This window comes from Leptolyngbya sp. CALU 1928 (genome assembly GCF_056784215.1).
This window is the reverse complement of sequence record NZ_JBXBCE010000001.1, coordinates 3,113,063-3,133,148: the sequence shown is the minus strand read 5'-3', so window position 1 is coordinate 3,133,148 and position 20,086 is coordinate 3,113,063. Positions and strand designations below refer to the sequence as shown.

18 protein-coding genes are annotated in these 20,086 nt (G+C 49.1%); 13 read left to right on the top strand and 5 right to left on the bottom strand.

The genetic code is table 11. The features are described 5' to 3' along the window. Positions 1 to 16 precede the first annotated feature (16 nt). The 8 genes from gatA (at position 17) to AC1S5B_RS14625 (ending at position 9,810) form a co-directional block, all read left to right on the top strand. Positions 17 to 1,465 carry an Asp-tRNA(Asn)/Glu-tRNA(Gln) amidotransferase subunit GatA gene (gene gatA, locus AC1S5B_RS14660; protein WP_482036409.1) on the top strand — a complete coding sequence of 483 codons (1,449 nt, stop codon included), beginning with the start codon at positions 17 to 19 and terminating at the stop codon, positions 1,463 to 1,465. Positions 1,466 to 1,497: 32 nt separating this feature from the next. After that, complete coding sequence (locus AC1S5B_RS14655) at positions 1,498 to 2,559, top strand: DNA cytosine methyltransferase (protein WP_482036408.1); 1,062 nt, start codon at positions 1,498 to 1,500, stop codon at positions 2,557 to 2,559. 30 nt (positions 2,560 to 2,589) lie between these two features. Continuing rightward, positions 2,590 to 3,444, top strand: a complete 855-nt coding sequence (locus AC1S5B_RS14650) for an NgoPII family restriction endonuclease (RefSeq protein ID WP_482036407.1) — start codon at positions 2,590 to 2,592, stop codon at positions 3,442 to 3,444. Between the two features lie 274 nt (positions 3,445 to 3,718). After that, positions 3,719 to 5,050 (top strand): cytosine permease, encoded by a 1,332-nt coding sequence (gene codB, locus AC1S5B_RS14645; RefSeq protein WP_482036406.1) that lies wholly within the window; start codon positions 3,719 to 3,721, stop codon positions 5,048 to 5,050. Positions 5,051 to 5,254: 204 nt separating this feature from the next. After that, positions 5,255 to 6,529, top strand: coding sequence for a dihydrolipoamide acetyltransferase family protein (locus tag AC1S5B_RS14640; RefSeq protein ID WP_482036405.1), 1,275 nt, complete (start codon positions 5,255 to 5,257; stop codon positions 6,527 to 6,529). 15 nt (positions 6,530 to 6,544) lie between these two features. Next, positions 6,545 to 7,282, top strand: coding sequence for a DUF1995 family protein (locus tag AC1S5B_RS14635; RefSeq protein WP_482036404.1), 738 nt, complete (start codon positions 6,545 to 6,547; stop codon positions 7,280 to 7,282). 130 nt (positions 7,283 to 7,412) lie between these two features. Further along, positions 7,413 to 8,225: a metallophosphoesterase family protein gene (locus AC1S5B_RS14630; protein WP_482036403.1), complete on the top strand. Its 813-nt coding sequence runs from the start codon at positions 7,413 to 7,415 to the stop codon at positions 8,223 to 8,225. Positions 8,226 to 8,433: 208 nt separating this feature from the next. After that, positions 8,434 to 9,810, top strand: a complete 1,377-nt coding sequence (locus AC1S5B_RS14625; protein WP_482036402.1) for a glycoside hydrolase 100 family protein — start codon at positions 8,434 to 8,436, stop codon at positions 9,808 to 9,810. 8 nt (positions 9,811 to 9,818) lie between these two features. Here the strand turns inward: AC1S5B_RS14625 and AC1S5B_RS14620 are convergent, their stop codons facing one another. Then, complete coding sequence (locus AC1S5B_RS14620) at positions 9,819 to 11,648, bottom strand: tetratricopeptide repeat protein (RefSeq protein WP_482036401.1); 1,830 nt, start codon at positions 11,646 to 11,648, stop codon at positions 9,819 to 9,821. A gap of 301 nt (positions 11,649 to 11,949) precedes the next feature. Between AC1S5B_RS14620 and AC1S5B_RS14615 the strand changes: the two genes are divergently transcribed. Further along, positions 11,950 to 12,441 (top strand): thiol-disulfide oxidoreductase DCC family protein, encoded by a 492-nt coding sequence (locus tag AC1S5B_RS14615; protein ID WP_482036400.1) that lies wholly within the window; start codon positions 11,950 to 11,952, stop codon positions 12,439 to 12,441. 252 nt (positions 12,442 to 12,693) lie between these two features. Here the strand turns inward: AC1S5B_RS14615 and cysK are convergent, their stop codons facing one another. Both cysK and AC1S5B_RS14605 read right to left on the bottom strand, forming a co-directional pair. Next, entirely contained in the window at positions 12,694 to 13,647 is a 954-nt protein-coding gene (cysK, locus tag AC1S5B_RS14610; RefSeq protein WP_482036399.1) for a cysteine synthase A, read from the bottom strand. A 72-nt stretch (positions 13,648 to 13,719) separates the two neighbouring features. Continuing rightward, positions 13,720 to 14,154 (bottom strand): RrF2 family transcriptional regulator, encoded by a 435-nt coding sequence (locus tag AC1S5B_RS14605; RefSeq protein ID WP_482036398.1) that lies wholly within the window; start codon positions 14,152 to 14,154, stop codon positions 13,720 to 13,722. Positions 14,155 to 14,237: 83 nt separating this feature from the next. Between AC1S5B_RS14605 and AC1S5B_RS14600 the strand changes: the two genes are divergently transcribed. From AC1S5B_RS14600 to AC1S5B_RS14585, 4 genes are all read left to right on the top strand, one after another. Beyond that, positions 14,238 to 15,302 (top strand): tocopherol cyclase family protein, encoded by a 1,065-nt coding sequence (locus AC1S5B_RS14600; protein ID WP_482036397.1) that lies wholly within the window; start codon positions 14,238 to 14,240, stop codon positions 15,300 to 15,302. A 33-nt stretch (positions 15,303 to 15,335) separates the two neighbouring features. Beyond that, the gene (locus AC1S5B_RS14595) at positions 15,336 to 15,800 is read left to right on the top strand and encodes an EVE domain-containing protein (RefSeq protein ID WP_482036396.1); all 465 of its coding nucleotides are present in this window, start codon (positions 15,336 to 15,338) and stop codon (positions 15,798 to 15,800) included. A 98-nt stretch (positions 15,801 to 15,898) separates the two neighbouring features. Continuing rightward, positions 15,899 to 16,753, top strand: a complete 855-nt coding sequence (locus AC1S5B_RS14590) for a class I SAM-dependent methyltransferase (protein ID WP_482036395.1) — start codon at positions 15,899 to 15,901, stop codon at positions 16,751 to 16,753. Between the two features lie 115 nt (positions 16,754 to 16,868). Then, entirely contained in the window at positions 16,869 to 17,462 is a 594-nt protein-coding gene (locus AC1S5B_RS14585; RefSeq protein ID WP_482036394.1) for a Uma2 family endonuclease, read from the top strand. 30 nt (positions 17,463 to 17,492) lie between these two features. On the opposite strand, the gene AC1S5B_RS14580 is transcribed toward AC1S5B_RS14585, so the two are convergent. Both AC1S5B_RS14580 and AC1S5B_RS14575 read right to left on the bottom strand, forming a co-directional pair. Next, positions 17,493 to 18,620 (bottom strand): tetratricopeptide repeat protein, encoded by a 1,128-nt coding sequence (locus tag AC1S5B_RS14580; RefSeq protein WP_482036393.1) that lies wholly within the window; start codon positions 18,618 to 18,620, stop codon positions 17,493 to 17,495. A 126-nt stretch (positions 18,621 to 18,746) separates the two neighbouring features. After that, entirely contained in the window at positions 18,747 to 19,784 is a 1,038-nt protein-coding gene (locus AC1S5B_RS14575; RefSeq protein ID WP_482036392.1) for a tetratricopeptide repeat protein, read from the bottom strand. Positions 19,785 to 20,086 lie beyond the last annotated feature (302 nt).

Genomic DNA, 20,086 nt, shown 5'->3' with positions numbered 1-20,086 from the left:
GTAATTGAGGTAGGGCATGGCATCCATTCGGGAGTTGCACCAACAACTGATTCAAAAAGAGCGATCGGCGGTAGAAGTGACTCAGGAAGCCCTTGATCGCATACAGGCAGTGGAATCCAAGCTGCATAGCTTTTTGCAAGTCACGGTAGACCATGCTTTGATGCAAGCTCAACAAGTGGATGCCAAAATTGCGGCGGGTGAAGACATTGGACTGTTGGCAGGCATTCCCATTGCCATCAAAGACAACATTTGCACGAAAGGCATTCGCACCACCTGCGCCTCTCGCATTTTAGAAAATTTTGTGCCGCCCTACGAAGCTACCGTTACTCAAAAGTTGCTGGATGCAGGCACCGTCATGGTGGGTAAAACGAACCTGGATGAGTTTGCCATGGGCGGCTCGACTGAAAACTCGGCGTTTCAGCGCACCGCCAACCCCTGGGATATTTCTCGCGTACCGGGTGGTTCTTCGGGTGGCTCGGCGGCGGCAGTGGCGGGGGGGGAATGCGTAGTGTCTATTGGTTCCGATACGGGCGGCTCGATTCGTCAACCTGCTTCCTTTTGCGGCATTGTGGGCATGAAACCCACCTATGGATTGGTGTCGCGCTATGGATTGGTGGCGTTTGCCTCGTCGTTGGATCAAATCGGTCCCTTTGGGCGATCGGTGGAAGATGCGGCAATTTTGCTAGGGGCGATCGCCGGACATGACCCCAAAGACTCCACCAGCCTCAACGTCAAGATTCCTGACTACAGCCAGTTCCTGATTCCAGATCTGAAAGGAAAAAAAGTTGGCATCATTCAAGAAACATTCGGCGAAGGATTGAGTCCTGATGTGGAAAAATCGGTTCGAGCTGCCATCCAACAGCTAAAAGAATTAGGCGCTGAAATCATCGAGATTTCCTGTCCCCGCTTTCGCTATGGCATCGCCGCCTACTACATCATTGCCCCTTCTGAAGCCTCTGCCAACCTCGCTCGCTATGACGGGGTAAAGTACGGTGCCCGCGCCGAAAACGCCGATAACTTGATGGAAATGTACACCCGCACTCGCGCTGAAGGCTTTGGAGCCGAAGTGAAACGCCGCATCATGATTGGCACTTACACCTTATCCGCTGGTTACTATGATGCCTACTACCTCAAAGCCCAAAAAGTTCGCACCTTAATGAAGCAAGACTTTGAAGAAGCCTTCAAAAAGGTCGATATACTGGTGACCCCGACCGCCCCTGCCACCGCATTCAAAGCGGGCGATAAATCCGCTGATCCCCTCAGTATGTACCTGATTGACCTGATGACGATTCCGGTCAACTTGGCAGGGCTTCCGGGCATCAGCATTCCCTGTGGCTTCGATGCCGACGGTTTACCCATTGGTCTCCAGCTAATCGGCAACGTTCTCCGCGAAGACCAAGTGCTTCAAGCCGCCTACGCCTACGAGCAATCCACTACCTGGCATCAAAAAACACCCAAGCTTTAGGTGCTCCTGACATAAAAGCTATTTTTAGCATCATGCAATTGCCAGTCGTATCACTTTTTTCAGGCTGTGGCGGACTTGATTTAGGATTTGCCCAAGCGGGGTTCGATATTGTTTGGGCAAACGAATTTGATAAAGACATTTGGGAAACCTATGAAGCGAATCATAGCAATACAGTTCTTGACAAGCGAAGTATTCGAGAGATTTCTTCAAAACTAATTCCTGACTGTATCGGCATCATTGGTGGACCGCCTTGCCAAAGTTGGAGTGAAGCTGGAACACAAAAGGGGATGAATGATGAAAGGGGGCAGCTTTTTTTAGAATATATTCAGATTCTGCGAGATAAGAAACCGCTTTTCTTCTTGGCAGAAAACGTCTCCGGAATGCTTCACCAGAAACATGAAGCCGCTAGGAAAAATATCATTGCAGCCTTTCAAGAAGCCGGGTATAAAGTTTCTTACAAGTTGCTTGATGCCAAAAACTACAATGTGCCTCAAGAAAGAAAGCGCGTTATTTTTATTGGATATCGCGTTGATTTGAATCAAGATTTTTCTTTTGATCACTTAATGGGTGGTTCTTATCTACCAACATTACGAGATAGTATTGCAGACCTGTGGCACATCGAAATACCTGCAACTGAGAATAATAGAACTAGAGAAGAAGCCTGTAATTTCCAAAATCATGAATATATGCAGGGAGGATTTTCTAGCATTTATATGTCGCGAAATCGGGTACGTTCATGGAATGAGCCATCTTTTACAATTCAAGCTGGGGGTCGCCACGCTCCTATTCATCCCCAAGCAAACAAGATGATTCATATTGGGAAAGATCAATTTGCTTTTGATTTGAATTCTCCTTACCCCTACAGAAGACTTTCAGTTCGGGAATGTGCCAGAATTCAAACCTTTCCTGATAAGTTTATTTTCCATTACAACAACTTGATTTCTGCTTATAAAATGATCGGCAATGCAGTACCAGTCAATCTAGGTTTCGCTTTAGCCCAAGCGATAAAACATGACTTATTTGGTTTGCGAGACACTCCAGAGACTAGTTTGGACAGTAAATTGTCACTGCAACTTAGTCTCAATATTTCCTAATATAGAAAACTTGAAAAATTTAGGGGGCGTATGTCTAATCTTCTCCAGGCTATCCAAACAGTGGTTAGATGTCAGATTTTAGATATTACTGGTTTTTATCGAAGTAGAAATAAGATAAATGCTGTTGGAGATGCGCTTGAAGCATTTGTAAGAGATATTTTTTCAGATACTCTTTATGAGATTGATACGAATAAAAAAGATGAAGTATACGAAAAGATATTCTCATATTTTGGCAACCAAAATAATCCTCCCGATTTGATGCTAATTAACGGAGACGCGATCGAGGTCAAAAAGATAGAATCTGAGAATTCGCAAATTGCTTTAAATAGTTCTTACCCATCGGCAAAGCTATTCTCTGACAGTTTAATGATTACGCAGGCGTGTCGTCAGTGTGAAAATTGGTATGAGAAAGATATTATTTATGTCATAGGTTCAATCAACAAAAGCACCAATCAATTATCTACGCTGTGGTTTGTTTATGGGGATTGCTATGCTGCCTCTAAAGAAATCTATGAGCGGGTCAGAACCACTATCATCAGTGGAGTGAACTTGATTTCAGATGTTGAGTTTAGCCAAACTAAAGAGTTAGGGCGCGTGAACAAAGTTGATCCTTTAGAAATTACTCACCTCCGAATTAGAGGAATGTGGCACATAGAACATCCAAATAAGGTTTTCAATTATTTAGATCTTCAGCTTCAAAAGCAGCCAATGCTTCGATTGTTTCCGCTAATGCGTGATGAGAAATATCACTCTTTTCCTGCAAGCGATCGCGCCAATCTTGAAGCCCTTAATGATTCAAATTTGAGTATTAGTAATGTTCAAATTAAGTCGCCAGATAATCCTGTTAAGCGCATACCTGCAAAGCTAATCAGCTATCAAGCCTGAACAGCATCAAGATGCGGCAATGCACATAATAACTAACTACTTTTTAATCACGGCAGCCCGGACGATCGCCTCCAATATTGAAGCGGGCGGTTAGGTTCAGTAAACCCATGACGAATTTAAGGAAGACCGTTCGGGAAGCTTACGCCAGTGTCGTCAAATGATGCAGCGATTGCTTTCTTGAATGGTCTTCTCTTCGTTATGTCGTCTGCTATACGATCGCGACCAGAGTTTACCAGTAAGTAGGTAAAGTATCGTTGTGGTTGCGTGGAAGCTGATGAAGACAACATCCGATACAGATATAAATGAGGACGCGCGATCGCTCGGCGCTTCGGAAGATTATCCGTTAAGTCCAGTGCCGTTGAGTGCCCGTAAATCGATGGCATCCTTGGCACCGCTGCTGATGGGGTTCACGCTTTATTCGGGGACGCTCTTTGCGGGTGGATTGGTGGGTCCAGCGTTTAAGTTTTTTCCTGATCTAATTAGCTTAATTATCGTCGGCAACCTAATTTTAGGAACCTATGCCGCCGCATTGGGCAATATTGCCGCCAAAACGGGACTCAGTACGGTATTAATGGCGCGATTTAGCTTTGGTAATGTCGGTTCGCGTTGGGTTGATTTCATTTTAGGTTTTACGCAAATCGGCTGGTATGCCTGGGGAACGGCACTAATCGCAGATTTGTTGAACAAGTTGGCAGGAGTGCCGCCTTCTTGGAACTGGCTCACCATTCTGTTTTTTACCTATTTCTTTTGCTCCACCGCCTACCTGGGCTACAAAGCAATGGACTGGCTCAGCCGGATTGCGGTGCCTGCCATGCTGATTTTGATGGTTTGGTGCTTGGCGATCGCGTCTAACAAAGTGGGCGGATGGGAGGGATTACAGGCAATTCAACCTACCAAAGAAATGACAATTGGGGCGGCGTTAACCATCATTGTGGGCACGTTTGTGTCGGGTGGCACTCAGGCAACCAACTGGAGCCGATTTGCAAAAACGGGTAAAGTGGCGACGATTTCCACCCTGCTTGCCTTTTTCTTTGCCAATGGCTTTCTCCTATTCAGCGGCGCATTTTGTTCGCTGGTGTATGCCAACGTTCCAGGCATTGCCGACAGTTCCGATATTGTGCAGGTGATGGCGTATCAAGGGTTAGTAGGCTGGGGGCTATTACTGCTGTTTTTAAACATGTGGACGACCCAAGACAATACCATTTATGCCTTTTCAGTGGCGGGTGCCCATATGTTTCGCACCAATAAGCGAACCTTGTTTGTGTTAGGCGGCGCAACGATCGCCCTCGTTCTCGCGTGGGGCGGCATCTACAAAATGCTGGTGGACTATCTCATTTTGTTAGGAACGTTTATTCCCCCGATCGGCGGCGTAATTATGGCTGATTTTTGGCTGCATCGTCGGGGTGAATTTCCATCGTTGGATGCGCCGCAGCCTGCGTTGAACTGGGCAGGCGTGATCGCCTATGTTGCCGCTTCTGCGATCGCCTATTTCACCGGAAAAGCGAGCCTGGGGATTGCCTCGATTAATGGGATTGTCGCCGCCGTTCTTCTATACGTGATTTTAATTAAAGTTCTCCCTCAGCCGACTCGCAGCACCGTAGGCTAACAAAGGAGATTGTAAAAACGATTTCCCTGCGGCTCTGAACTTTATACTGCTGAATGCTTGTAAAATTGATGGGACTGCAATGGTTGCATCAATCCTATTTTCAGCTTGATTGGTTTAGACCAAAAACCTTAGCTGATAACCATTACAATGTCTTCTGGCGATCGCGTTGATTTTATTTACACTGTTTGCTTTGGAAAGTGCCCCATGATTAATGAAGTGTTCATGCCTGCTCTCAGTTCCACCATGACGGAGGGAAAAATCGTTGCGTGGGTCAAGTCTCCTGGCGATAAGGTGGAAAAAGGCGAAACCGTGGTGGTGGTTGAGTCAGACAAAGCAGATATGGATGTGGAGTCTTTTTATGAGGGCTATTTAGCAGCGATTGTAGTGGCAGCAGGTGAAACGGCTCCCGTGGGTGCAGCGATCGCCCTAGTGGTTGAAACCGAAGCCGAAATTGCCACTGCCCAACAGCAAGCACCCGCCACCGCAAAGCCGGAAGTTCCCGTAGCAACATCAGCGGCTCCAGCAATAGCAACGCCTGTCGCAACCTCTTCCAGCAATGGAGGCAGTGCTGGCAATGGTCGTCTCACCGTTTCTCCTCGCGCCCGCAAATTGGCAAAAGATTTGAAGATTGACTTAACCACCCTAAAAGGCAGTGGTCCTCACGGACGGATCATTGCTGAAGATGTGGAAGCAGCCGGAGGAATTGCCGCTACGCCGACTGTGGTAACGACTGCTCCGGCTGTAGCTGCGCCTGTGGCGGCAGTCGCTTCTAAAAAACCGGTTGCGGCTCCTGCACCTGTGGTTTTAGGGCAGCAAGTTCTCCTAAACACGCTGCAAAATGCCGTGGTGCGGAACATGATGGTCAGCCTAGAAGTGCCCACGTTCCATGTCAGCTACAAAATCACTACCGACAATTTAGACAAGCTCTACAAGCAGGTGAAGTCTAAAGGGGTGACAATGACGGCGTTATTGGCAAAGGCGGTCGCAGTTACTTTGCAAAAACATCCCGTTGTGAATGCTAACTATGTCAATCAAAGCATTAATTATCCAGCGGCAATCAATGTGGCGATCGCCGTGGCAATGGAAGATGGTGGACTGATTACGCCTGTGCTGCAAAAAGCCGATCAGATGGATTTATATTCCCTCTCTCGCACTTGGAAAGATTTGGTCGATCGCGCCAGAACCAAACAGCTTCAGCCGGATGAATACAGCACTGGCACCATTGCGATTTCCAACTTAGGGATGTTTGGCGTAGATCGGTTTGATGCGATTTTGCCGCCGGGGATGGGTGCCATTCTAGCGATCGGGGCATCCTTGCCCACCGTCGTCGCTACCGATGACGGTTTGCTGGGTGTGAAGCGGCAAATGCAGGTGAATATGACCTGTGATCATCGGATTATTTATGGTGCCAACGCCGCCGCATTTTTGAAAGATTTGGCAAAGCTGATTGAAACCGATGTGCAGTCATTAACACTTTAAAGATAAACACGATTGATGGTTGATTTTCCTACCACTCTTGATGACGCGATCGCCCAAGCGCAGTCGGCAACCCAAGCCGCAATGGCAGCAGGCTACACACGGCTACAGGTGGAATTAGCAATTCCAGAACTAAAACCGATGCAGCCTGCCTATCAGTTCCTTCCAGCCCTTGCCCACTATGGCGCTGGGCTAAAGATTTTCTTCACCGATGCTGGCGCAGCAGCCCTTGCCCGTCGCGATTGGGGCGATGTTCCCCATCCAATTCAAAGTATTGACATTGCTGGGGCGCGCCAAACCTCGGTCGTGGAAGAGTTGGTGACTCCCGAAGATGAAGCCTTTTTATTCGTGGCACCGTCTTCTGTGGAAGTGTTTCTGGTAGAAGAGCTTTGTAATGCCGCAGGCGATCGCCCGGTTGTGCTGTTCAATCCTCGATTAGAAGATGTGGGCACTGTCGGAATTGGCTATACAGCCCGTAAACTCCGGGAACGCTTTTTGAATACAATTGAGCCTTGCTACTTCCTCAAGCTACTAGATGGGGCGGCGTTGCTCCGCTGCTATCCTGCAACTTGGCAAGTATGGGCTGGCGCAACCAGTGACACAGACGAAAACTATACCTTAATTGCAGAAGAGCCGCTGAAACCCAGCTTGGAACGATTGGATGAAATTTTCATGAAAAATAGCGGCGTTCAACCCTCTCGATCCCAAAGTATGCTTGCAGGATTAGAACGCATTTTAAAGGCTCTACGTCAGTAAAGGCTCAGTAAAGTTGATGAGATTGACTGTAATGTTTGAGCGTTTTATGAGAGTCGAAAGGGAAATGGGGGCATAATAAAAATAGAGTGATCCATGTCACTAGCGTCGGTATTTGCAAGTTAAAGAGCAGATGCCGAACGGGTGTAGTACTGTTACGGTGTTAAAAGGCGATCGCATGCCCCAAGCTCGTCATCGGCGAATAATCATAGGCGACGTTCATGGACATTATCAAGGACTGATGACGCTTCTAGAAGCGATCGCGCCAGGCACCTTAGATGAAGTCTACTTTTTAGGCGACCTGATTGATCGAGGACCCGACAGCGCCGACGTTGTTAGCCTAGTGCAGCAGCAGCGCTACACTTGCTTACTGGGTAACCATGAACAACTGATGATCGATGCCTATCCTAACGGTCGCCCCTTTGCCCCTGCGCTGCAAGCCTGGTTATATAGCGGTGGACGAGCCACGATCGCCAGCTACGGCGACACCGGAAGACTGTTTCAAGAGCATCTTGCTTGGTTTAAAACCCTGCCGGCTTATCTAGATTTAGGAGATATTTGGCTAGTTCATGCCGGGGTTCACCCCTTGCTGCCAATTGCATCCCAAAGCGTTCAAGAATTTTGTTGGATTCGAGATGAATTTCATAGCAGTTCCAAACCCTACTTTGCCGATAAGTTAATCATTACAGGGCACACCATTACGTTCACTCTACCCAAAGTAGAACCAGGAGAATTAGCTCAAGGATGCGGTTGGTTAGATATTGATACGGGAGCATACCATCCCAAAAGCGGTTGGCTGACGGGTTTAGACACCACAAACCGCGAAGTTTATCAAGTCAATGTTTTTAGCGGAGCCAAACGCAAGCTACCGTTAGATGAAGTGATGACTCGCATTGAACCCACCCAGGTTTTAGCGCATCGCCAAGCGTTACTAAATCGCAGCTAAGCACTGGCAGATATTAGGTGCAGATATTAGGTAATTTGAGACATCTCCGAATTTTATTCGGTTCGCTTGGAATACCTAAGGTAAGCTTCTATGCGGATAGCTTCAGACTGGTTGGTATCTAACATGGCTAGCTGCTGATTCGCGATCGCCCTACCATGGGGCTTAAGTGAGATAAAACTGTAGTGGTCATAAACACGAGGGCTAAGGATTGGGCGTTCAAACGATTGAAGAACAAGCGTGGGAAGCGCTTGAAAAAACGATTATTTACTATCAAGGCAAGCCCGTTGGCACCGTTGCCGCCCTCGATCCCGATTCGGATGCATTGAACTATGATCAGTGCTTCATTCGAGATTTTATTTCGGCAGGGTTGCTGTTTCTGATCAAAGGAAAACCAGAAATTGTTCGCAACTTTTTAGAAGAAACTCTCAAGCTACAGCCAAAAACTGGACAGTTAGATTGCTCTAAACCCAGCCGGGGCTTGATGCCAGCCAGTTTTAAAATAGAGACGATCAACGGACGCGAATATGTCCGGGCAGATTTTGGCGATCATGCCATTGGACGAGTTGCGCCAGCGGATGCTTGCCTGTGGTGGATCTTTTTGCTGAGAGCCTATGCGATCGCCACCGAAGACATGGAACTGGTTCATCAATCGGATTTTCAAGAAGGCATTCGCGTCATTTTGGAGCTTTGCCTCGTGACCCGATTTGATATGTATCCGATGGTGTTGGTGCCCGATGCTGCCAGCATGATCGATCGCCGCATGGGGCTATATGGGCATCCCCTCGATATTCAGTCGTTGTTTTATGTATCCCTGCGCGCCAGCTTAGAACTATTGCTGCCGAACCAATCTAACCAGCGGATTATTCAAGCAGTCCACGCGCGATTAGAACCCCTAACAACCCAACTTCGAGAAAATTATTGGCTCGATACGGAGCGATTGAATGAGATTTATCGCTATCGGGTGGAAGAATATGGCGAAGGAGCGCTGAATCAATTTAATATTTTTTCTGACTCGATTCCATTTTACAAACTAGCAGAATGGCTACCCGAAGCAGGCGGTTATTTAGCAGGTAATTTGGGTCCCTCTCAGCTAGACTGCCGCTTTTTTGCGATCGGCAACCTGATGGCAATTATTTCCTCTTTGGCAGATGAGGAACAGTCGCACAAGATCTTAAACGTGATTGAACTGCGCTGGAGCGATTTGGTTAGCCATATGCCGATGAAGCTGTGCTATCCAGCCCTAGAAGGTGACGACTGGCGGATTGTGACGGGAGCAGACCCCAAAAATCGCCCCTGGTCTTATCACAATGGCGGCAGTTGGCCCGTGTTGCTGTGGATGCTGACGGCAGCCGCACGTAAAATGAATCGGGCAGAGTTGGCACACCACGCGATCGCGGTTGCCGAACGCCGTTTAGTTCATGATCAGTGGCCTGAATATTACGACGCGCCCGATGCTCGATTGATTGGCAAAGAATCGCGGAAGTATCAAACCTGGACAATGACCGGATATTTATTGGCAAAAGAGCTAATTGCCGACCCTAGCCATCTGAAGCTAATCACCTTTAGCTACGGGGGAGTGCTTTAAACAGGCTTTTAGGAGGAGCGGTATTCAGTGAGTAATTTAGGCAGATAGTCGAAGCCATCCACGCCGATGATCTGCAAAAACTGCGGACGATATTTTGTCAGAATTGCCTGAAACGCCTCGGTTCCCATTTGCCCGTTTAGAATGCTAAGAATTCCGGCGGGTTGTCGCCACTGGCGAGAGCCAATCTGATTCAGCAAATACATCCCCAAACAGCCGGTATAAACTGCTAGTTCAGCGTTGCCTAACCCGCGATGGGCTTCTGCCAGATAGGTGCAGTTTAAGCCTTGGAGGGATAAATCGCCGATCGCTTGGGCAATCCGCATCCCCTTTTCCAAGGACGCGATCGCCTCTGGATATTGCTCTAGCATTACCTGAGCGATGCCCAAACTATTCGTGCAAAGCGCTTGACTAGGCACATCGCCTTCCTGTTCAGATAGCCGCAATCCCCGCTGTAAATACTCCAAAACCTGTTCATACTGATCGGCATCGAGAGTCACCTCTGCCTGCCCTTGCGCCACGGTCGTACTGCCCAAATTCGTTAGGGCATTGGCTTCCCCTAAGCGATCGCCCGTTTGCCGTGCTAAAATCAGCGCCCGCTGGCTGGTATCGATCGCCGCAGAGTACTCATTCTGCATTACCCAAGTGCGGCTGAGATGGTTGAGGTTGGCAATTTCACAGGGGCGATCGCCCGCTTCTCGCGCAATTTCCAATGCTTGCTGGTGTAGCTTCACCGCCTGCTCGACTTGCCCCAATGCTCGTTGCGAATAGCCCAACAGCGTCAAAATTCTGGCTTTGCTGGCAGTATTGGGCACCTGACGCAAGGGCTGATCCAAGTAATCCAGGGTGGTTTGCAGGGGTTCGCCCGACAACGCCGCAAATAAGCCTCCATACAGCGGGTAATAGGGCTGCTGCGCGAAGTAATACAGGGATTGCAGCGCCATTTGGAAACAGCCTTGCGCCAAAATCGGCTGGCTCAGTTCGCTAAACCGTTGGGATAACTGACTCCAAACGGCGGTGAAGGTCAGAAAAGTAGCGATCGACAATCGTTTCCCCGCCATAGCATCATAGGGCTGTTTATCAAACCAACCGACCAAGCCCAACTGTAACCGCTGCAAGGCGATCGCCCATTCAACCCACTCGGCAACGCTCAGGGGCGAAGGCACCCCCGCTGCGGTCACCGCTTGTTGCTGCGCCAAATCATTAAACAAGGCTTTTAACCCCAGCGATCGCACTGACTTTGCCCAACTGCTCCAAGGTCCACTCTGCTCAGAGCCGCCAAACCCTAAGGAACCCTGATTTTGGTCAAAAATCCAACTCACCACATTCACTTCCAGTTCTTGCCAAGTTTTCAACCCTTGATCAAGTCCAGCGGCAAGGTCTGCAATCTCCTTGCCAGCATCGGGTGCATTTGCTGCCTGTCGCAACAGTTCGGCAAGTTGCCCGATTTGTTCACGGGTTAGGACTTGAGCCTGGTTAGGGTCGATCGCATCCAAAAGCTGACTTAACCGTGCTTCTGGTGGTTGAGTTGCGATCGCCTGCACCACTTTAGTTAACACGGAACTGGTTTGATTATTCTTTTGCCAGCGCTCCCACTCCCCTTGAATCGTTTTCAACGCTCGTTGTTTGCGCGTTGCCTTTGCCTGAATCAACTCGTCACTAGACTTTACCTGCGCCTGCACTGTTTCTACCTGTTCCTGCAAACATCGCTCAAACAGTTCTCCCGTGCCGCTGCTAACCTCCGCCTGCAACATCTCATACACCTGATCCTTCGAGCGAATCTCACCTTTTAGTGTGGCGGCAATGATGCGGTTAATTAAATCTAAGTAGTGATCGTGCATGGCAGGTTAGAAATCAGGGGTCAGGGGTCAGGAAATTACGCCGAAGACAGCCCCTTCAGCCTAGCAAAAAGAGGACTATAGCCTTCCTCGTTTGCGTAACGTATGTCTAAATCTGAAAACTAGCACCTGAAACCTGGCACCTAATCTTCACTAAGGAGTACTGCATTACTTGGAGATATACAGGCTTTCTTTAGAATTAAGCTGCGAAAAATATGTTGCGAGTCGTTTATATTTCTTAAACTATTGAAATACAGGCATGTTTTTTGCTTGCCTTTCATTTAGAACAGGTTGGGAACGAGCTATGGCTTTATCAAATACTTCGATTCATTCCGCAACTAACGCTACTCAAGCAGATGCGGATAGCTCGTCAAACTGGAAAATCAAGCTGCTTTACGACGGTGAATGCCCGTTGTGTATGCGTGAAGTAAATTTTTTGCAGAAACGCGATGCGGGTCGCGGATTGGTGGCATTTGTAGATATTGCTGCCGATGATTACACCGCAGAAGCGAACGGCGGCGTGGATTTTGAGACTGCCATGGGGCGGATTCACGCAGTATTGCCGGATGATACGGTAGTTCAAAAGGTGGAAGTGTTTCGGCGCGTGTATGAAGTGCTGGGGATGGGCTGGATTTACTTTATTACTAAGTTGCCCATCATTGGCTGGCTGGCAGACGCTTTGTATGACTTTTGGGCAGATCGCCGACTGTTCCTGACAGGTCGATCTATGGCAACGGTCTTAGCTAAGCGACAGCAGCGACGCGAATGCAACCTAGAAGGTCGCTGCCGGCTGTAGGGATGGAACATCATTAGAACAGGGATGGTCATTTTCAACCAGTCCTACTGCTATCTGGCGCTTCTTTCAGACTACCTATCGGAATCTTGTTAGAAGTCGCAGGTTTTTATGAAAAGAAATTTAGTGGACAGACTAATGGGGCAATCTTGCAAGAGTTGCTGCGCTGTCTCACTGAGCTAGAAGGTCATGGGACTGGCTCCTGATTGTATTCTCTGCTTCTCTCATTCATTCATTGCCCTTGCTTAGAGTAGTTTAGTGAGAGGAGATCAGTTCTGGGTCTTGAAAGAGGGGCGTACTGAGGTAGCGTTCACCAAAGCTAGGTTGGATGACTACAATCAGTTTTCCGGCGTTTTCAGGGCGACGGGCAACCTGGATGGCGGCGTAAAGGGCAGCACCGCTGGAGATGCCAGAAAGCAAGCCTTCTTCACGGGCAAGCCGCCGACCGTAGGCGATCGCCTGGTCATCCGATACCGTAATCACTTCATCAATCAGATTCACATTCAGCACGGGGGGCACAAAGCCTGCGCCAATCCCTTGGATTTTGTGGGGTCCAGGGCGACCGCCGGATAGCACAGGGCTGTTGGCAGGTTCTACAGCGATCGCCTTAAATCCTGGCTTCCGCTGTTTCAGCACCTCGGCTACTCCGGTAATCGTGCCACCCGTGCCAATTCCCGCCACAATCATATCCACCTGTCCATCCGTATCGTCCCAAATCTCGACTGCCGTGGTTTCCCGGTGAACTTGAGGATTTGCCGGGTTGCGGAACTGTTGCAGCATATAAGCATTGGGCGTACTGTCTACAATTTTTTGCGCTCTCGCAATGCAGCCACTCATCCCTTCAATGCCGGGAGTCAGTTCTAGTTCGGCTCCATAGGCGCGCAGCATTGCCCTGCGCTCTGAACTCATGGTTTCAGGCATGGTCAAAATTAAGCGATAGCCCTTGGCTGCTGCTGCCATTGCCAACGCAATCCCGGTATTTCCAGAGGTGGGTTCCACTAACACTGTTTTTCCAGGCGCAATCAATCCTTCCTTTTCTGCCGCGTGGATCATGCTAATCCCAATCCGATCCTTAACGGAGGCAGACGGATTCATACTTTCTAACTTGAGAACAATTTGGGCAACACATCCTTCGGCTTGAGGAATGCGGTTGAGTTGCACAAGCGGCGTGTGACCAATCAGATCGGTAATATTGTTAACAATTCGCATAGTTTTCGATCAAGGTAGCGATGGACAAAGTTGATGAATTAAAGGCTTAGTTGAGGCTAGATTCGGTTCAGGCTAGATGTAATACATGATATCTAGTTGGCGGCGAGCATCGCGCTTTTCACAAATATCTTGTAATGTATAGCGTTGGAGAACCGTTTCAGAAGCCGCATGGGCTTCCTGCCAAATTTCACAAATGACCGTATTCTCGACGGTTTTTGGCTCATCGTCTTCTGCCATTTGAGCATCCGCTCCTTCTAGGCAGTTCATGACTTCAAGTAAGTTAATTTTCCAAGGTTCCCGCGCTAAGATATACCCACCTTTTGCGCCCCGCTGCGATCGCACTAAGCCCCCCCGTCGGAGTGCCGCCAAAAGCTGTTCTAAATAGCGATCGGGGATATTTTGCTGAGCCGCGATTTGACGAATTTGCAGCGGTTCACCAGCGGTATAGTGAGCCGCTAATTCAACTAGGGCAAGGATCGCGTACTCGTTCTTACAAGAAAGTTCCACAGATTCAAACCAATATAGTATCCAGAAGCAAATGCCTCTTGTCTCCATCATACTACGGTTCATCACTAGGGTTTTGATAGTTTATGGCTGTTTTTTGGCAAACTCCCCACAGCGGTTATCACTGGGATGGCAGCGATCGCCGTTTTTTTGAAGGCTGGTACTTCCGGCTGACTTTGCCAGAGGTTCGCCAAACGTTCGCGTTCATGTATTCCATCGATGATCCCCAGGGCAAAAGCCCCCTCAGCGGCGGAGTCGCTCAAATTTTAGGTGCCGATGAAGAGTATTTGTGTCGAACATTTCCGGCGGTGCAGGAATTTTGGGCAGAGCGAGACAGTTTAGCGTTGGGGCACTGGGGAACAGGGAACAGGGAACAGGAAACAGGATTTTTGCAGCCGGAGGTGTTCGATCGCGTGATTCACGAAGGCTATCAAGTGACGGCGACTTTGCATCAGGGCTATTTGCAGGAACCATCGGGGAAGACGGCGCGCTGGTGCTATCGGGTGCAGCCAATCGATGGCTGGGGAAATCGGGGTGAACGGCAGCGATCAACGGCAGGATGGTTGGCATCGTTGCCGATTTTTGAACCGGGCTGGCAGATTTTGATGGCGCACGGGTTAGCTACGGGTTGGATGGAGTGGAACGGGCAGCGCTACGAGTTTTGCAATGCGCCTACCTATGCCGAAAAAAATTGGGGGGGAGCCTTTCCGCAAAAATGGTTTTGGATGCAGTGCAACAGCTTTGATGGAGAGCCAGAATTGGCGTTGACGGCAGGCGGCGGACGGCGACGATTGCTCACTTGGATGGAGTCAGTGGCGATGGTGGGGATTCATTATCAGGGGCGATTTTATGAATTTGTCCCCTGGAATGCCAAAATGCAATGGCAGGTTGCCCCTTGGGGCGATTGGCAGATGTGGGCTGAAAATGACTTATATCGGGTGGAACTGGCGGGAAAAACGGCGCGATCGCCCACTTTAGTCCGCGTTCCCACTGAGCAAGGATTTGTCTTCACCTGTCGAGACACTACTCACGGCGAACTCTCTCTGTCGCTGTGGAATCGGGCAAGCGATCGCCTGATTATTCGAGCTAACAGTTCCCTGGCTGGCTTAGAAACCGGAGGCGCACCTTGGCATGAAACCTGGATCGGCTGATACTTTAATTCGTATCAAAACTCAAAACGACCCATGAACTACTGGCTACTGAAATCTGAACCGGATGTGTATGGCATTGCGGATTTGGAGCGCGATCGCGAAACCATTTGGGATGGGGTGCGAAACTATCAGGCCCGCAACTTTCTTAAATCCATGCAGCCGGGAGATCTGGCATTTTATTACCACTCCAATACCATTGCGCTTGGCATTGTCGGTCTAGCGAAAATCACCCAATCCCCGGTGATTGATCCCACTCAATTCGACCCTGAAAGCAACTATTACGACCCCAAATCCACCCCAGACAATCCCCGCTGGCACACCGCGATCGTGGAATTTGTCGAAACCTTCCCCACCCTGCTCACCCTAGACACCCTGCGCCAAACCTTCACCCCCGATGAACTGTGGCTCGTGCGCCCAGGCAATCGCCTTTCCGTCATGCCCGTCCCCGAAGAAGTAGCAACAAAGATTTTGAAAGAAGCAAGGAATAGAAAAGGTTAAATGGTAAGAAGCGAGAGGTAAGAGGCAATAGGTGAGGGGAAAACTCCGCACTCCGAACTCAAAACTCCGCACTCTGAACTCCGCACTCAAAACTCTCTATGACTTCCTTCGACAAAATCAGTCCCACTGCCTTACTCGTCACCTATGCCCGTCAATTTAGCGATATTCCCTATGGGTTGGACATTTCAGAATTGGTGGATGCTCAGTCGGTGGTTAAACAGTATGCAGCCAACGGCATAGAAGACTTGAAATATTTTGCGCCCGTAATGGAGGCACGATACAAAGCGACAAATGGGTTGTTAGCAAAGTTTGACTGTCGGCAAATTGTGGAACTGGCATCAGGTTTGCTGCCACGGGGCATGGTTCTGTCGGGCAACCCAGAGGTTACATTTGTGGAAAGTGATTTGCCATTAATGATTGAGCAAAAACGGGCACTGGTCGATCGCCTGATTGAACCTCGCCCAAATCTGCACTTTGCCGCGATTGATGTCACGGCGACCCCTAGCCAGTTTCCAGTGAATGCGGAGTATTTGCGTCCGGGCGAACCGATCGCGATCGCCTGTGAAGGCTTGCTGCAATACCTAACTTTGCCCGAAAAACAGCAGGTGTTTGCCAATGTGCGGCAAATGTTGCAGCAATACGGCGGAGTGTGGATTACGCCCGATCTGACTACTAAACAGCGACGCATTCAGCTACGAAACTATAATCCAGCAACAGAGCGGATTTTACAGGCGATCGCCCAAAACACCGGCAGATCCACAATGGATAACAGTTTTGAAAATTCAGACCATTTCCAGCAATTCGTTGCCGATCAAGGGTTCCATCTGCAAACTTTCAGCCTTATTGACATGCTCGATCAACTCTCATCGCTGAAGCGTTTGGGCATTTCCGCCGATGACATCATCCCGTTACTAGCCGGAACTTCCATTTTCGCTTTGACGCTTGAGGGATGATTTGTCTGGACTCATGGGATAAGTGCCTAACAAAGCAGATAACCCTCTTCGCTTCTAGAATTGAGTAACCATCGCGAAGCACCATCGACCGTAACTCAAGCAATGGAAGGGATTTATGAACGTTGCAACACCCAAGCGGTTCACAATCGACGAATATCATCGGCTCATCCAACTCGGTTTTTTGCAGGAAGGCGATCGCGTTGAGCTAATTCGGGGAGAACTGATTCAAATGGCTGCGAAAGGAACACCCCACACTGTCTGCTGCGCGATTCTGTGTCGCCAACTCGATCGCCTGCTTGGAGATCGAGCCGCCATCCGGGGTCAAGACCCAATTACCTTACCGAATCAGAGTGAACCGGAACCCGATGTCGTTGTTGCGCGCGGCAGAGATGAAGATTATCTAGCCCATCATCCGTATCCGCAAGACATTCTGTTAGTGATTGAAATTTCTGACTCGACCCTGACCTACGACCAAACTACTAAACTGTCACTTTATGCTGAGGCAGATATTGCGGAGTACTGGATTGTGAACTTGGGCGATCGCCAGTTAGAACGTTACAGCCAACCCTATCGCAGGGTTCAAGACAACTCTGGCTATCTCAGCAAACAAATTTCGCTGCCCCACCAGTCGATCGCGTTGCCTGGTTTTGAGGATGCCCAACTAGATCTGAGCCGAATTTTTCCAGAAGCGGCGATCTCGCCGATTTAAGAACACCGGTGTTTAGCTCTCCCACACTACTCAAAGGAGCTTTCGATAATTTTTGATCAAAGCCTGAAATCGTTTGTTACTGCGTAAAATTTCTAAATCGGGGTCAGTGGCAGCGGCAGGCAGATATTTTTGGGGATTGAGCGCGATCGCTCTAGAAATGTGGTCTACGGCTAAAGTGGTTTTGCCTTGTAGGGCGTAGCAGTAGCCTTTGTTATAAATGCCGTTGGCGTGGTTGGGCTGGACTTTTAGGGCTTGATCGATGCTAGTGTGTGCCTCGCGAATTTTGCCGATTTGGGCGAGGGCATAGCCGCGATTATCCCAGGCTTCGTAGTTGGTGGGATTGGTGGCAATCGCCTGATCGTAGGACGAGATCGCGTCTTTCGCCCGTCCTGATCGCCGGAGCGCTAATCCCCGGTTGTTCCACGCTTGGGTGGATTGTGGATCGAGTTGAATTGCTTCATCGTAACTGGCGATCGCTTCGGTTTCTTTCCCTTGTTTGGCGAGTAAATTGCCCCGATTGATCCAGCTAGACACATGCACTGGACTAGCGGCGATCGCCCGATCATAACTTGCCAGCGCTTCGTCTCTTTTGCCCGATACATCCAGCGCACAAGCCCGATCAAACCAAATTTGCGGCTCATCGGGGTGAATTGCTAGCGCTTTATCAAAGCTGCTGATGGCACTATGAAAACGCCCCAACTCGACAAAAGCATTGCCGCGATTGGAGTAGGCTTTGAAGTCGTTGGGGTTGAATTCTAGGGCACAGTCATAGGCGTGGATCGCATCTTGAAATCGCTTCAGTTGCACCAACGCATCGCCCTTGGTACTCCAGGCTTTGTAATCCATCGGCTGGAGTTGCAGCCACCGTTCAAGCGCCGCGATCGCCGCTGTCGGTCGCTCCATCTGCACCAGCAAAATCCCTTTGTTTTCCAACGCTCTTAAGTTGTCCGGGTTAATTTCTAACGCCCGATCAAAACTGGCAAGGGAAGTTTCCAATTGCTGCAAATGTCCTTGACATAGGGCTTTGCAACACCAGGCGGCATCGTGATTAGGCTGCTGTTGAATCACCTGATCTAAAACGGCGATCGCGTCTGCCCAATCTCGCAGTTCAAATAAATCAATGCCTCGCTGAAACAAAGTTGCGCTATCTGAATTCATGGGCAAATGGCAAAACGAAACAGTGACCACCTGATAATCTTATTGCTAGTCTCAATTAGCATTATTGTAGTTCAACCCCTATTTGAGCAGCTTCAGAGTAAGCCTACAACGGAGGGCGATCGCCTATTATCTGAATGAACCAGCGCGATCGCGTCCATCTCCATCCAGCGACGGCTGAGGTCCGGGGGGAGGAATTTCGGGAAGTGCCGGCGGTTTGCGGCGGGTGATAGTGGCATTGAATGAACCTGATTCCAACACGCGATCGCCCTGCTTAATCTCGTAGGTAAAGTCATTTTTGCCGTCTGCCAGCACAAAAACATCTCCGTTGTGTTGAGTGCCAAAATCTAAAGTCAGTTCTTCCGAGATCCAGCCTTTGTCATAGGTGCGATTGGTGTAAGGAAATGATTTTGGGTTCATGCCAGCCGTGACATTGCGAATGATCACCCGTAGATTGGGGGCAGGCGGCAGGGTGGGAGACACAAACCAGGCGCGAAAGCCTTCAGCAACGGTGCCCACGTTGCGAGTTTGGGAACCTGCAAACTCTAGCCCTGCCTGCATGGGTGCTGCCACCGAAGAGAGTTCGTTTAACGCTCGTGCCAGTGCTAGACTTTGCAGTTCATAGGCAACAGCTTTCGCAGGATAGCCCGATGCCCGGTATGCCAAGCCCAAATTGGTGAGTGCTTCTCGCTCACTCGGACGGTTTTTCAATTCTCGCGCGATCGCCAAATCCTGCTCCATTACTTCAATCGCCCTAGGATAATTGCCCTGACGATAGTAGATGGCTCCCAAGTTATTTAGGGTATTGCCTTCGCTACGGCGATCGCGGATTTCCTTGGCAATTTGCAAACTTTGCTGATAAGCCGCGATCGCTTTGACTGAATCTTTCTGCTGAATCAAAACATTGCCTAGAAAATTCAGCGTTTGCGCCATACTGGGGCGATCGTTCAACTCTCGATAGAGGGCTAAGGCTGCCTGAGCCGAATCCAATGCAGCGGTAAATTGCTTCAATTGATACTGCTGTCGCGCTTGTTCATAAAGCTGGTCAGCGGCAGTTTTCGGAGGCAGTGCTGGCTGAGCGTGGGTAATTTCAGTGATTGAAAAAAGTCCCATTGGGATCACTACCGCGATCGCAATAGTCATCACCGTGCCAGCTAATCCACTCATTTTTAGTAGCCAGGAAAAATTTAGGAATGAACGCATTGTCTATGCCTTAGCGTTTCGCTGTTGAGCCTTCAAGTGATCTCGTTTTAAGTTCGACTTTTATCATAAGCCTGAAAAGCAGCCTACCTTAAGAGAAAAAAGTTAGTTTCGTAAAGCTGATTCACGACCGTTTCTAATGTAAAAAAAACAGTACTCCACCGAATTTGTAGTCATTTCCTCGCGAATTGAGTACTATTGCCAACACTAAGCTTCTGAATCAATCCAACTACGATCGCTTTGTCTTTTTGCAGGTTGGAGAGTAGGAT